Source organism: Streptomyces sp. NPDC045778 (genome assembly GCF_056431945.1).
Genome location: NZ_JBWKJZ010000024.1, coordinates 12883 through 26346 on the forward strand (window position 1 = coordinate 12883; position 13464 = coordinate 26346).

At 74.8% G+C, this 13464-nt stretch carries 13 protein-coding genes; 12 read left to right on the forward strand and 1 reads right to left on the reverse strand.

Features of this window, described 5'->3' with window-relative positions; all coding sequences use genetic code 11:
* Positions 1-61: 61 nt before the first annotated feature.
* The 9 genes from AC07GB_RS27465 to AC07GB_RS27505 all read left to right on the forward strand — a co-directional run bounded on the left by AC07GB_RS27465 (position 62) and on the right by AC07GB_RS27505 (position 9732).
* Positions 62-1066 (forward strand): phosphoglycerate dehydrogenase, encoded by a 1005-nt coding sequence (locus AC07GB_RS27465; RefSeq protein WP_478849935.1) that lies wholly within the window; start codon positions 62-64, stop codon positions 1064-1066.
* Positions 1063-1914, forward strand: a complete 852-nt coding sequence (locus AC07GB_RS27470; protein ID WP_478849937.1) for a hydroxypyruvate isomerase family protein — start codon at positions 1063-1065, stop codon at positions 1912-1914. Before AC07GB_RS27465 ends, AC07GB_RS27470 begins: the two co-directional genes overlap by 4 nt.
* On the forward strand, positions 1911-2612 hold the full coding sequence (locus tag AC07GB_RS27475) for a hypothetical protein (RefSeq protein ID WP_478849939.1): 702 nt from the start codon (positions 1911-1913) through the stop codon (positions 2610-2612). Before AC07GB_RS27470 ends, AC07GB_RS27475 begins: the two co-directional genes overlap by 4 nt.
* Positions 2600-3919: a 3-oxo-tetronate kinase gene (gene otnK, locus AC07GB_RS27480; RefSeq protein WP_478849941.1), complete on the forward strand. Its 1320-nt coding sequence runs from the start codon at positions 2600-2602 to the stop codon at positions 3917-3919. The genes AC07GB_RS27475 and otnK overlap by 13 nt, the downstream gene beginning before the upstream one ends.
* Positions 3916-5259, forward strand: coding sequence for a class II aldolase/adducin family protein (locus tag AC07GB_RS27485; protein WP_478849943.1), 1344 nt, complete (start codon positions 3916-3918; stop codon positions 5257-5259). The genes otnK and AC07GB_RS27485 overlap by 4 nt, the downstream gene beginning before the upstream one ends.
* Complete coding sequence (locus tag AC07GB_RS27490) at positions 5256-6605, forward strand: TRAP transporter large permease subunit (protein ID WP_478849944.1); 1350 nt, start codon at positions 5256-5258, stop codon at positions 6603-6605. Before AC07GB_RS27485 ends, AC07GB_RS27490 begins: the two co-directional genes overlap by 4 nt.
* A 69-nt stretch (positions 6606-6674) precedes the next feature.
* Positions 6675-6929, forward strand: a complete 255-nt coding sequence (locus AC07GB_RS27495; RefSeq protein ID WP_478849946.1) for a hypothetical protein — start codon at positions 6675-6677, stop codon at positions 6927-6929.
* Between the two features lie 5 nt (positions 6930-6934).
* Complete coding sequence (locus AC07GB_RS27500) at positions 6935-7780, forward strand: aminoglycoside 6-adenylyltransferase (RefSeq protein ID WP_478849948.1); 846 nt, start codon at positions 6935-6937, stop codon at positions 7778-7780.
* Positions 7781-7902: 122 nt separating this feature from the next.
* A complete protein-coding gene (locus AC07GB_RS27505) occupies positions 7903-9732 on the forward strand; it encodes a serine/threonine-protein kinase (protein WP_478849950.1) in 1830 nt (609 codons plus the stop codon).
* A gap of 15 nt (positions 9733-9747) precedes the next feature.
* On the opposite strand, the gene AC07GB_RS27510 is transcribed toward AC07GB_RS27505, so the two are convergent.
* The gene (locus AC07GB_RS27510) at positions 9748-10536 is read right to left on the reverse strand and encodes a LysR substrate-binding domain-containing protein (protein WP_478849952.1); all 789 of its coding nucleotides are present in this window, start codon (positions 10534-10536) and stop codon (positions 9748-9750) included.
* A gap of 106 nt (positions 10537-10642) precedes the next feature.
* On the opposite strand from AC07GB_RS27510, the gene AC07GB_RS27515 reads away from it, so the two are divergent.
* The 3 genes from AC07GB_RS27515 to AC07GB_RS27525 all read left to right on the forward strand — a co-directional run bounded on the left by AC07GB_RS27515 (position 10643) and on the right by AC07GB_RS27525 (position 13438).
* Entirely contained in the window at positions 10643-11050 is a 408-nt protein-coding gene (locus AC07GB_RS27515; protein WP_478849954.1) for a DUF5997 family protein, read from the forward strand.
* A gap of 174 nt (positions 11051-11224) precedes the next feature.
* A complete protein-coding gene (locus AC07GB_RS27520) occupies positions 11225-12052 on the forward strand; it encodes a pentapeptide repeat-containing protein (RefSeq protein ID WP_478849956.1) in 828 nt (275 codons plus the stop codon).
* A gap of 153 nt (positions 12053-12205) precedes the next feature.
* Positions 12206-13438 (forward strand): cytochrome P450, encoded by a 1233-nt coding sequence (locus AC07GB_RS27525; RefSeq protein WP_478849958.1) that lies wholly within the window; start codon positions 12206-12208, stop codon positions 13436-13438.
* Positions 13439-13464 lie beyond the last annotated feature (26 nt).

Sequence of the window (13464 nt, forward strand, 5' to 3'; positions counted from 1 at the left end):
GCTGGATCCTATACTATTTTGCTTATCGCTATAGTATAGCCAGCGATCGTGGAGGATCTCGATGCCTGACGACGGCTCGTACGTGCTCGTGACCACGGCGTATCTCCAACCCGGCGACGAGGTCGACCAGTTGCTGCGGAAGGCCGGTCTCCGCCCCGTCTTCGCGCGGCCCGACGACCGGCGCGCGGCGGGCCGCTCGCTGCGGGCGGCCGTGGCCGAAGCGGCCGCCGCGGGCATCGTGGCCGGGACCGAACCGTTCACCGCCGAGGTGCTCGAGGCCTCCCCCGGCCTGCGGGTCATCGGCCGCTGCGGCGCCGGGTACGACAACGTGGACGTGGCCGCGGCCACCCGGCGCGGCATCGCCGTGACCCACACCCCCGGCGTGAACCGGCAGTCGGTCGCGGAGTACGTGCTCGGCCTCCTGGTGAGCTGCGCGCGGGGCATTCCGCGCAGCGTCGCCGATGTGCGGGCGGGCGGGTGGTCGCAGCCCAGCGGGCGGGAGCTGGCGGGCGCCACGCTCGGCGTCGTCGGGCTCGGCTCGATCGGCAGGACCGTCGCGCGGCTCGGCCAGGCGCTCGGGATGCGGGTGGTGAGCCACGACCCCTGCCCGGACGCCGGGTTCCTCGCCGAGACGGGCGTCGAGGCCCTGCCGCTGGACGACGTGCTCGCCGCGGCGGACTTCGTCACGCTGCACCTCGCGCTCGACGACTCGACCCGGCATCTGATCGACCGAGCGGCGCTGCGCCGGATGCGGCCCGGCGCGTACCTCGTCAACACCGCGCGGGGAGGCGTCGTCGACGAGGAAGCCCTCGCCGACGCCATCGCCGACGGGCAGCTCGCGGGCGCGGCCCTGGATGTGACGGAGCGTGAGCCGCTGCCGCCGGACTCACGGCTGCGGGCGTTCGACAACGTCCTGGTCACCGGGCACATCGCGGGCGCGACCGCGCAGGCCCGGGCGCGCTCCGGCCGCTCGGCGGCCGAGCAGGTGGTCGCGGTGCTCTCCGGGCACGTGCCCGAGCACGTCGTCAACCCGGGCTGGGCCGCGGTGCGCGCGGGGGCGCGGTGACGGGCTCCGGGGCCGCGGGCCCGCCTTCCTCCGGGCCGCTGCGGTTCGGCCCCGGGACGGAGGCGCCGCTCCTCGCGGCCAATCTCAAGTGGCTCTTCACCGAGCTGCCCTTCGAGCGGCGCTTCGACGCGGCGGCCAGCGCCGGCTTCGCCGGGGTCGAGTACGCCGCGCCCTATCCGTACCCACCGGCGCGCCTTCGCGCGCTGCTGCGGGACGCGGGGCTGCGCCAGGTGCTCATCAACTCCCCCGCGGGAGAGCCCGGTTCGCCGGAGCGGGCGGGCACGGCCTGCCATCCGGGGCGCGCGGCGGACTTCCGCGCCGGGGTCGAGCGCGGCCTGGAGTACGCCACCGAGCTGGGCGCCGGGCTCCTGCACGTGCTGGCCGGGATCGTGCCGCCCGAGGTGAGCGCGGAGCGCGCCTTCGCCACGTACGTCACGAACCTCGCCTGGGCCGCCGAGCGCGCACAGGGCACCGGGGTGCGGCTCGTGGTCGAGGCGCAGAACGGCCGGGACGCGCCCGGCTACTTCCTGCGCACCCAGGCCCGGGCCGCGGCCGTCGCGGACGCGGTGGGGCGCGACCGGGTGGGGCTGCTGCTCGACCTGTACCACGCGCAGGTCACCGAGGGGGACCTGGTCCGCACGCTGCGTACGTATCTGCCGTACGCGCCGCACCTCCAGATCGCCGACCCGCCCGACCGCACCGAGCCCGGCACCGGCGACATCCCTTGGCCGCGCATCACCACCGCCCTCCGCGAGGCGGGCTACGAGGGCTGGGTCGGGTGCGAGTACGCCCCGGCGGACGGCACCGTGGCGGGGCTCGGGTGGGTCGCGGAGGTGGTGGCGGGATGAGCGGCACGGACAGGGGTGGCTCCCCCGGCGTCCGCATCGCGCTGGTGAGTGCCACCCCGGTGGCCATCGGCCCTGCCGTCGCCGGGCTCTCCGCCGGGTTTCCCGAGGCCCGGGCGTGGAACCTGCTCGACGACGCGCTGCTCTCCGACGCCGAGGCGGTCGGCGGGCTCACCCCGGCCCTTGCCGACCGGATGCGCCGCCTCATCGCGTACGCCGTCGAGGGCGGCGCCCAGGGCGTGTTGCTGACCTGCTCGCTGTACGGGCCGGTCGCGGCCCGCGCCGACGTGGGGGTCCCGGTGCTCGCCGCCGATGCCGCCGCCTTCGCCTCGGCTCTCGGCGGCGGCCACCGCGAAGTGCTCGTCCTCGCCTCGTTCGCGGCGGCGCTCGACGACTCCCTGGCCCGCTTCCGCACGGCCGCGCGCGCCGCCCGCTCCCCCGTGCGGATCGTGGGCCGCGTCATCGCGCCGGGGACGGTCCCGGACCCCGGCGGCGCGGATGCCGTGCTGCTGGCCCAGTACTCCCTGGCGCCGCACGCCGACGCCCTGGCCGAGGCCCTCAGGCTGCCCGTCCACGCGGGGCCTCACGCGGCGGCCCGCGCGCTGCGCGCCGCCGTCCGGCCCGCCGCCGAAGGCCACAGGGGCGTCCGGCCCGCCGCTGCCGAAGGCCTCACGGAAGGAGACACCCCGTGCTCGGAGTGATCGCGGACGACGTGACGGGGGCGAGTGACGTCGCCCTGACGCTGCGCGGGAGCGGGCTGCGCACCGTCCTGTACTTCGGCGTGCCGGGCCCCGGCGTGCCACCGCCCGACGGCTGCGGGGCCGTGGTGATCGCGCTCAAGAGCCGCATGGCTCCGCCCGAGCAGGCCGTCGCGTGCTCCCTCGACGCGCTGCGCCGACTGCGCGAACAGGGGGCGCGGCAGGTCTACTTCAAGTTCTGCTCGACCTTCGACTCCACCGCGGAGGGGAACATCGGGCCGGTCCTCGACGCGCTCGCCGACGCGTTGGACGTACCCGTCGTCCTGCTCACGCCCAGCTCGCCGCAGCACGGCCGCACGCAGTACGAGGGGCATCTCTTCGTGAACGGCGTGCTGTTGGCCGAGTCCCCGATGCGGCACCATCCGGTGACGCCGATGACGGACTCCTCCCTGCCCCGGCTGCTGCGCGCCCAGACGGAGCGGCCGGTCGGGCTCCTGCGGTGGGACACCGTGCGCGCGGGCGTCACCGCCGTACGCGCGGCCGTCGACGACGCGGCCACGCGGGGCGTGCGTTATCTCCTGGCGGACGCGCTCGACGGCGACGACCTGCGCACGCTCGGCCGCGTGGCCGCCGAAGCACCGCTGGCCGCCGGTGCGGCCGGCCTCGCCGAGGGGCTCGTCCCGGCCGTCCCGGGCGGTGACACGGCCGCGGACCAGGAGGCGGACCCCCTGGCCGTCGGGCCCGCGGCCGTGCTCTGCGGGAGCTGCTCCGCACGCACCCTGGAGCAGGTGGACGTGCTGCGCGCCGCGGGCCGGCCGGCGCACCGGCTCGACCCCGTCGCCGAGCCGGATCCCGCGGTCCTGGCCGAGCGGGCCCTCACCTGGTACGACGCGCTGCCGGCCGGCTCGGCGAGGGGTGCTCCCGTCGTCCACTCCTCCGTGCCGCCCGGCGAACTACGCGCCGTCCAGCGGCACTTGGGAGCCGAGCGGGCCGCCGCCGTACTGGAGGAGGCCACCGGGCGCGTCGCCGCCGGGCTCGTGGCGCGCGGCGTACGGCGCGTGATCGCGGCGGGCGGCGAGACGTCGGGCGCCGTGGTGGCCGCGCTCGGCGTCACCGGCGCCCTGGTCGGCCGGGCCGCCGCGCCGGGCGTGCCCTGGCTCCACCCCACGTCGGGGCCCCGGATCGCGCTCCTCCTCAAGTCCGGCAACTTCGGCGGCCCCGACTTCCTCGCCGCCGTGTCGGGGCCGCCGCCGGATCAGCCCCCACCGCCCTCTCCCCCGCTCGGACGACGTCAAGGAGCACGCCCATGACCACCGCCCCCTCTCCCTCCTCCTGCGCGGCCGGGCGCGCGGCCGTCGTCGCCACCGCCCGCGCCCTGGCCGCGCGCGGCCTCGTGCACGGCCGCACAGGCAACGTGTCGCTGCGCGCCGGTGACGGCCGGATCCTCGTCACCGCGACCGGCGCCGACCTCGCGGCTCTGGACCCCGGCGACCTGTCGCTCGTCGACGCCGACGGCCACCACCTCGACGGGCCGCCGCCGTCGAAGGAGGCCTTCCTGCACGCCGCCGTGTTGCGCGCCCGCCCCGACGCGCGTGCCGTCGTCCACACGCACTCCCCGTACGCCGCCGCCGTGTCCTGCCTCAACGGACTCGATCCCGACGACGCGCTGCCGCCGCTCACCGCCTACTACGCGCTGCGCGTCGGACGGCTCCCGCTCGTGCCGTACTTCGCGCCCGGCGACCGTCGGCTCGCCGGCGCCGCCGAGGAGCGCGCCCGCACCCACGCGGCGCTGCTGCTGCGCCACCACGGTCCTGTCGTGGCGGCTCCCGGGCTCGACGCGGCCCTCGACGCCGTGGAGGAGCTGGAGCAGACCGCGCGGATCTTCCTGCTGCTGCGCGGCACCGACCACGCCCGCCTCACCGAGGATCAGCGCGCGGCGCTACGGCCGCGACCGCCGCGCCCTGTCACCCTGTTCAGCGCGCTCGCCGTCAAGAAGGCCCTGGACGACACCGTCCTGGAGGCGTTCACCAGCACGACCGGCATCGACGTCGACGGCGTGTACGAGCCGACGAACGTCCTGCTCCGCGAGATCGAGGGCGGCGCGCGCCCGGACGTACTGGTCGGCGTGAGCGGCGCGCTGGAGAAGCTGGCCGCATCCGGCGTGCTCGCCGCGTCCTCGCCGCGCCCCCTGGCCCGGGTGGGGATCGGCGTGGCCGTGCCGCCGGGCGCGCCCGACGTGGACATCACCAGCACGGGCGCGCTCGTACGGGCGCTGACGTCGGCGCGCTCGGTGGCGTACTCCCGCACCGGCGCGAGCGGCGTCGCGTTCGCCGCCCTCCTCGACCGGCTCGGCATCGCGGAGGAGGTCAACTCCCGCGCCACCGTGGTCGAGAAGGGCTTCACCGCGCTCGCGGTGACGGACGGCCGCGCGGACCTGGCGGTGCAGCAGCTGAGCGAGCTGCGCTTCGTACCGCGGGCGCGCGTGGTCGGGCCGTTCCCCGAAGAGGTCCAGCACTACACCGACCTGTCGGTGGCCATCGGCACGCAGGCCGCGGGCACGGCGGAGGCCCACGCGCTCCTGCGGCATCTCACCTCCGCCCCGGCGCGCGAGGCGTACCGGGCGGCCGGTCTGGAAGACCCACGCCGGTGAACGCGATCCTCGCCCTGGTGGCGTTCATCGGCGTCATCATCGGGTGGAACGTGGGGTTCAAGCGGAACATCGGCGAGGCCATGGTCCTCGGGTTCCTCGCGGCCGCCGCGTTCGGGGGCGCGGACGCGCCGCGTGTGGCCTGGGACAGCCTGGTCGCGGGCCTGAAGTCGGAGATCACGTTCGCGGCGCTCGCGTTCGTGTTCGTCAGCGAACTCCTCACCCGCACCGGGCTCGTGCACCGGATGATCGACATCCTCAGCTCGCTGCTCGGCCGCCGCAGGGGTGGCTCCGCGTACGCGGCGACGGTCGCATCCGGCCTCTTCGGCGCCGTGGCGCACAACGGCGCGGCGATCGTCGCCACCGTCGGCTCGCTCGCCATCCCGTGGATGAAGCGCTCCCGGGCCAGCGGGGAGACGGCCGCGCTCGTCCTCTCCGGGAACGCCGGGGTCGGCGCGACCTTCCCCTTCAGCGGCGCGTTCTTCGTGCTGCTCGCCGCGCCGACGGTACTGCCCGTGCTCTCCTCGTCCGACGTCGTCGGCACGCTGTTCGTCACCGGGGCGTGGATGGTGGCGATGCGTCTCGTCGTCGCGTACGCGATCGTGCGGTGGCGGGGCGTGGGCACCATGGCCGCGCAGGACATCCGGCCCCTGCGCGCCTCGTTCGGGGCGGGCTGGACCGCGCTGATCGTCCTGGCCGCCGTGGCCGTGCCCGTGCTCCTGACGTCGGGCCCCGCCAGTGACTGGGCGACGGACCGGCTCGGCGGGCTCGATGCCACCGACGCGGTGCCGCTGCTCGTGTGGCTGCCGGTGGTGATGCTGGTCGCCGGGCTGCTCGTGGAGCGCAGGACGCTGCCGCGCGGCGGGCCCGCCTGGTGGCGGCTGTTCGGCGAGGTCGGCCCGCAACTCGGCCTGGTGGGCGTGACCATGGTGTCCGCGTTCGCCGCGTCCGAGGTCCTGGACCGGCTCGGCCTCGGCGCGGAGCTGACCCCGTACCTGGAGGACCTGCGGGGCGTGCCGCCGCTGGTGGCGGCCCTCGTCGTGGGCCTGATCCTGGTGATCGTGGCGGGCCCCCTGAACACCACCTCCACGCTCGCGGCCGTCGGCCCCGTCGCCTTCGCCGCGCTCACCGCCGCCGGGATCCCCGCGCACGTGGCGTTCGCCGCGGTCATCGTGTGGGCCTCGTCGGAGGGCTGCTCGCCGCCGGGCGCCGCCCCGCTGTACGTCGCCGCGAGCATCGCCGACATCGACCCCGCCCGCATCTTCCTGCCCGTCGCCTTCTACTACCTGGTGCCGACCTATGTGTTCGGCGTCCTCATCGCGACGGGCGCCCTGTGGGTCCCGGGCTGAGCACCCCTCCCGCGCGACGTCGGAGCACTTCCGGAGCCGAACGCCCCTGACCAGAACGGAGCACCCGCCGTGCGCACCTTCCTCCGTCTCTTCCTCCTCGGCGCGACCCGCGTCCTGCTGATCGCCTTCCTCCTCGGCGGCCTCACCGTGGTGACGGGCCAGACCGTCGCCCTCGCCCTCGGCGACCGCCACCTCATGGAACTCTTCGGCACGGACGTCACCGAGACGGTGTGCGTCGTCGCAGGGGCCGCGGGGATCTGCTCGTTCCTCCACTCGTACGTACGGGAGCGGGGTCAGGCCTCCGACAGTGACGCAGTAGCGTGACCGGCATGATCGTTGAAATCGGTGACGACGGGATCGTCGAGCGGGTGCGGGAGTGGGCGCGGCTCCGGGAGGACGTGCGGGCCGTGCTGCGGACGGGGTCGCGGGCGCGCGGCGACGGCACGGTGGACGCCTTCTCCGACCACGACATCGAGGTGTACACCACCGACCCCGAGCGCTACGAGAACGGCGCGTGGGTCGAGGAGTTGGGCCCGGTCGTGGTGCAGGTGGGCCTCGAAGGTCCGTGGGAGAACCCGGCGCGGCTCGTGTTCTTCGAGGGCGGCGTCAAGGCCGACTTCCAAGTGGTGCCGGTGGGCCTGCTCGCGACGATGGCCGAGGAGGGCCTCGACGACCTGCACGAGCGCGGCTACGAGGTGCTGTGGGACCCCGACGGGGCGGCCGCCCGCCTGCCCGCGCCCAGCGGCACGGTGACGGCCGAGCTGCCCGACGCCGAGGAGTTCGAGGAGCTGTGCGCGGAGTTCTGGTTCGAGATCGCGCATCTGCCGCGCTGTCTCGCCCGGGGCGAGCTGTGGGTGGCCAAGTCGCGGGACTGGACCACGAAGGAACTCCTGGAGTCCGTCGTCGAGTGGCACGCCCTGACGCGTGCGGGCGCCGGCCACGACGTCTGGTACGGCGGCACCCGCATGCGGCGCTGGGCGGCACCCGGGGTGTGGGAGCGGCTGCCCGACACCTTCGGCGGCTTCGCCGCGGCCGACGCCCTGCGCGCCGCCCGCGCCACCGCCGACCTCTTCGCCGACCTGGCCAAGGAGGTGGCCGAGGCCCACGGGTTCCCCTACCCGCACAAGGCCGAGCGGGCCATCCGCCCGACGCTGGACGCGCTTCCCCAGGCCTAGGCGGGCGGACCGCTCAGGAACGGTCGCAAAGGCTCAACTTCGGTCTTACGCTGCGCGCAGTCGCCAATGGCTGGATGATGACCCCGCGAGTATCAGGGGGCGCGTTCCGGGGGGGGGTCGCGATGGTTGAGGGCGGGCAGCCATTCGGTGACAGGTTCCAGCTCATCGAGGAGCTGGGGCGGGGTGGCATGGGGGTGGTGTGGCGGGCCGTCGACACACTGCTCGGGCGCGAGGTCGCCGTGAAGCACGTGCGCGGCCCCGGACAAGGGGCCGCGCCCCTGGACACCAAGGCCACCGCGCGGCTGCTGCGCGAGGCCCGCGCGGCCGCGAAGCTCAACCACCCCGGCGCCGTCACCGTGTACGACGTGGTGCGCTCAGGGGCCGAGGTCGTCATCGTCATGGAGCTGGTCCGGGGCACCACCCTGTCCGCGCTCGTGGCCCGGGAGGGCCCCCTGCCGCCGGCGCGGGCGGCGTCGATCGGCGCGCAGCTGGCCGAGGTCCTCGGCGCCGCCCACGCCCTCGGCGTGATCCACCGTGACGTCAAGCCCGAGAACGTGATGCTCCTCGCGGGCGGCCGGGTCAAGCTGGCCGACTTCGGGATCGCCCGGCTCTCCAGCGATGTCACCACCACCACGAGCGTCTTCGGCACCCCGGCCTACATGGCGCCCGAGCAGATCCGGGGCGCGCCGGTGCCCGCCACGGACCTCTGGGCCCTCGGCGTCACGCTCTTCCACGCCGTGGAGGGCGTCTCGCCCTTCGCCAGGCCCGCGGCGGTGGAGTCGATCGCGGCGGTGCTCTCCGACCCGCCGCCCGTGCCGCGCCGCGCCGGGGCGGCCCTGGGGGCCGTCCTGACCGCCCTGCTGGCCAAGAACCCGGAAGACCGGCCGCACGTCGCGCGGACGGCCGCGGACCTGCGGCAGATCGCGGAGGGCCGCGTCACCACCAGGATGGCCGCGGCCCCGGTGGCACCGCGTCGTCCACCGCCCGCCGCACCGGCCGCACCGGCCGCGGTGCCGTGGCGGCAGCCCGCGCGGCCCGCGTCGCTCGTGAACCCCGTCCTGCCCGGGCTCCTCGGCCTCGGCACGGTCGGCCTCTGGGTCCTGTCCTGGTTCCAGCTCGACGGGCACGCCGTGCTCACCGGGCCGGGGCTCCTCGTGTTCCGTACGCGCCCCTTCGAGACGTGGTGGATCGACGCGGGGCACCGCGCCGAGGTCTCGGGGACCGAAGCCCCCTGGGCCACCGTCGGGGCCGGTTACCCCTTCGGGGAGGACGGGGTACTCAACGCCCTCCTCGTCCTCACCCACCTCCCCTTCCTCGGCCTGCTCATCGGCTCCTGGGCGAGTCTCGTCTCGCCCAGCAGGCGCACCTGGGCCGGGCTCCTCGCGGGCAGCGGCCTCCTCGCCCTGACCAGCGGATTCGTCATCAACAGCGTCCACCAGGACCTACGCGAACTCGACCAGGACGCCTGGCTCAACAGCGGGCCCTACCTCCTGGCGGGAGCCGTGGGACTGCTCGCCGCCGTGCATCTGATGCGGCACGGCGGCACACGGTCGCGTCCCCTCGACCGCCGCGAGCTGATCCCGGTGGCGACGGGTGCCGTCACGGGGGCCGTCGCCGCGTGGATCGCCGTTCCGGGGCTGATGAGCGGGGCGGTGGCCGTGGCGGGCACCCTCGCGGTGCTGCTCTGGGCCGGTCTCGTCCTGCCTCACCGGCTCGCCTCGTCCGTGCTCGGCGGCTGGGCCCTCGCGATGGCCGTCCCGCTGATCCTCGGCATCACCCTCGCCTCGCACCCGGACCCCGCGGCGGCCGGAGCCACCGTCGCCCTCTGGCGTCTGGTCGTCATCGCCACGGCGGTGGCGGCGGTGGGCTGCCTGGCCCTGGTCCGCTCCCACCAGGCGCGGGAGGCGGAGGCGCGGCGGTCCGGCGCGTTCCTGCGCAACGAACCCTGGTGACGGGCGGGCGGCGCGTTACGGCCTGCGGCGCGGCTTGCCGCCCTTGATGCCCTTCGGGCCGCCGCGGCGCGCGTTCTTCGCGGACGGCTTGCCCGCCGTCCTGCCGGTGCCCCGGCCGCCGCCCTTGCCCCCGTCGGCCTTGCGCGGCGCGGCGCCCTTCTCCGGGCGCTTGGCCTTCGTCTCCGCCTCGGCGCGGCGGCCCCGGGTGCTGTTGACGGTGCGGCCGCGGACGATGCCGATGAAATCGTCCACCATGTCGGTCGTGGCCTCCTGAGGCCACGACAGCGCCACGCGGGACGTGGGGACGTCCGTGACCGTGCGGTACGTGAGGTCCTTGCGGTGGTGCAGCCGCGCCAGGGACTGGGGGACGATCAGCACGCCGACGCCCGCCGCCACGAGTTCGACGGCGTCGGCGGTGGTGGCCGGGCGCTCCAGGGCGGGGCGGCCCGGCGGGCGCTCCCAGTCCAGGGTGTCGTCCTGGGGGTGCAGGACCAGCTCGTCGTCGAGGTCGGCCACAGCGACCTCGTCGGCCGCGGCGAAGAGGTGGTCCTTGGGGACCACGACCACCGTCGTCTCCTCGTACAGAGGGATCGCGCTGAGGTCGTCGCCGTCGACCGGAAGCCGTACGAGCCCCGCGTCGGCCCCGCCCTTCCGCAGGACCTCGCAGGCCTCGGGGGCGGGCACCTGGAGGAGGGTCAGGGGGATGTCGGGCAGCCGCTCGTTCCAGATGCGCACCCACTTCGAGGGCGTCACCCCGGGGACGTAGGCGAGCCGGAACGCGGGAGAGTCTTCCGAGCCTGTCACCTCGCCAGACTACCGCCCGTAGTCGGCGCCCGACCCGCCGGACGGTGCGGGCGGCGGCGGGCCCGCCGTGGTCAGCGGTCGCGCATTCGCTCGATACCCTTGTCGTATGACGTCGCACCACTCCACCCAGACCATGAAGCCCGCCACCGCGGCGAAGAAGCTGGGTGTGTACCTCGAGGCCACCCCCGCCGAGTTCCGGGAGGGTGTCGTCTCGCGGACCGAGCTGAACGCACTGCAGGCCGACCCGCCCCAGTGGCTGCGCGACCTGCGCCAGAACGGCCCCCACCCCCGCCCGGTCGTGGCGGCGAAGCTGGGCGTCTCCGTGTCGGGCCTCGCCCGCGGCGGCGTCACGGAGGCCCTCACCACCGAGCAGATCGACGCCCTCAAGGACGAGCGCCCCGAGTGGCTGGAGCGCGAGCGCGCCACCCAGGCCGAGGTCCGCAAGGAGTCGGCGCGCCTGAAGGCGAAGAAGGCCGAGCAGGCAGAGCAGGCGGAGCAGTCCGGGAAGAGCTGACGCACGGGGAGCCGGGGCGCCCCGGCTCCCCGTCCCGCGACCCGGGTCCGGCGCCTCCAGGCCCACCGCGCGTGCCCGCGGACCCACGTACCGTCACGGTCCGCGTACGAGGGACAATGGAGGCGCAGGACCACCGCACGCCGCCCATCGCACGCCGCATCAGGAGCCACCGTCTTGTCCGAGCGCACCTCGCACGCCGCCCAGCCCGACCTGAAGGCCGACTGCGGCAGCTGCTTCGGCCTGTGCTGCGTGGCGCTGCCCTTCTCGCGCTCGTCGGACTTCCCGGTGAACAAGTCCGCCGGCACGCCCTGCGGGAACCTCCAGGAGGACTTCCGCTGCGGCATCCACGAGCGGCTGCGCGACAAGGGCTACAACGGCTGCACGGTGTTCGACTGCTTCGGCGCGGGCCAGAAGGTCTCCCAGGTCACCTTCAAGGGCGTCAGCTGGCGCGAGGAGCCGGACTCGGCCCGCGCGATGTACGAAGTCTTCCCCGTCGTGCGGCAGCTCCAGGAACTCCTGAAGTACACCGCGCAGGCCCTCGACCTGCCCGCCGCCAAGCCCGTGCACCGGGATCTGCGCCAGGCGTACGAGCGCATCGACGCGCTCACCCGGGACAGCGTCGAGACGCTCCTCGCCGTCGACGTGGACGCGCTGCGCGGCGAGGTGAACCCGCTGCTGCTGCGCGCCAGCGAGCTGGCCCGGGCGGCGGTCCCCGGCCGCAAGAAGAACCACCGGGGCGCCAACCTCATGGGCTCCCGGCAGCGGGGCGCGAAGCTGCGCGGCGCCAGCCTGCGCGGCGCCCTCCTCATCGCGGCTGACCTGTCCGACGCCGACCTGCGCGACGCCGACCTGATCGGCGCGGACATGAGGGACACGAACCTGTGCGGGGCCGACCTGCGCGGCGCGCTGTTCCTCACCCAGCCCCAGCTGAACGCCGCGCGCGGCGACGCCAGGACGAAGGTCCCCGAGTCCCTGGAGCGCCCGGCGCACTGGGCGGCCTAGTCCGGCCGCGGCCCCGCCGGGTACTCTCCTGCTTCCTTCCTGGTCACGTGCCGCGGGGCCGCCCCGCGGCACTACTGTGACCTGCGAACTCTCATCCAGCCGGGGCCGAGGGAGCGGGAACTCTCCAGCCGGTGCCACCACAAGGAGCACGAGATGACCGGGGGCGTACTCCCTCAGGAACAGATACCGCTGTTCAACCCCTTCGCCGAGGGGTTCACCGACGATCCGTACCCGCAGTACGCGACGCTCCGCGAGGTCGCACCGGTCTATCCGCACCCTTTGGGGTTCTGGGTGGTCACCCGGTACGAGGACGTGTTCGGCCTGCTGCGCTCGGGCGCGTCGGTCGAATTGCGTAACGTCGACTCCGGCGCGCTGGAGAACCTGCGACAGAAGGACGAGTCGCGTAAGACCCCGCTCATCGACGGCTACTCGATGATCGACCGGGACGCTCCGGACCACACCCGGCTGCGGCGCCTCGTACAAAAGGCGTTCACGCCCAAGTCGATCCAGGCGCTCGCGCCGCGCATCGGCGAGCTGGTCGACGGCATGCTCGACCGGATCGCCGACGAGGGCGGCGCGGATCTGGTGCCGGCGCTCGCGTCGCCGCTGCCGTTCACCGTGATCGCGGACATGCTGGGCGCCCCGCCCACCGACCACGAGCGGATCCGGGAGCTGAGCGGCACGATCGTCCGCTCCCTGGAGCCCGTCGCCGACCCCGCCGTCATGCAGGAGATCGAGAACGCGGACGCCGAGCTGGCCGCCCTGACCTCCGAGATGATCGCCTGGAAGCGGCAGAACCCGGCCGACGACCTCATGACGGCCCTCATCGAGGCCGAGGAGGACGGTGACAAGCTCAGCGACGACGAGCTGGTCGCGCAGATCCAGCTCCTGTACATCGCGGGCCACGAGACGACCGTGAACCTGCTCGCCAACGGCACCCTCGCGCTGCTTCGCCACCCCGAGCAGCTCGCCGCGCTGCGCGCGGACGCGGAGCTGATGCCCAACGCCGTGGACGAGTTGCTGCGCTACGACAGCCCGTTGCAGTCCAGCCGTCGCATCACCCTGGAGCCGACCGTGCTCAGCGGCGTCGAGATCCCCCCGGGCGCGATGGTCGTCGCCGGTCTGGCCTCCGCGAACCGCGACGCGGCGCGCTGGGGCGAGGACGCTGACACGCTGCGCCTGGACCGCGAAGGGGCCCGCGCGCACCTGGCGTTCGGCTCCGGCTCGCACCACTGCCTCGGGGCGGCCCTGGCGCGCCTGGAGGCGAGCGTCACCTTCGAGCGGATGCTGAAGCGGTTCCCGGACCTGTCCCTGGCCGGTGAGGTGTCCTGGAACGGCCGCATCAACGTGCGCGGGGTGGCCTCGCTGCCGGTGTCGGTCGGCTGAAACGGCTGACACGTCCGTCCGTCTGA

Coding starts and splice junctions, on each gene's coding strand:
- AC07GB_RS27465 (WP_478849935.1), top strand. CDS start 62: ATGCCTGACGACGGCTCGTACGTGCTCGTGACCACGGCGTATCTCCAA.
- AC07GB_RS27475 (WP_478849939.1), top strand. CDS start 1,911: ATGAGCGGCACGGACAGGGGTGGCTCCCCCGGCGTCCGCATCGCGCTG.
- AC07GB_RS27485 (WP_478849943.1), top strand. CDS start 3,916: ATGACCACCGCCCCCTCTCCCTCCTCCTGCGCGGCCGGGCGCGCGGCC.
- AC07GB_RS27500 (WP_478849948.1), top strand. CDS start 6,935: ATGATCGTTGAAATCGGTGACGACGGGATCGTCGAGCGGGTGCGGGAG.
- AC07GB_RS27505 (WP_478849950.1), top strand. CDS start 7,903: ATGGTTGAGGGCGGGCAGCCATTCGGTGACAGGTTCCAGCTCATCGAG.
- AC07GB_RS27515 (WP_478849954.1), top strand. CDS start 10,643: ATGACGTCGCACCACTCCACCCAGACCATGAAGCCCGCCACCGCGGCG.
- AC07GB_RS27525 (WP_478849958.1), top strand. CDS start 12,206: ATGACCGGGGGCGTACTCCCTCAGGAACAGATACCGCTGTTCAACCCC.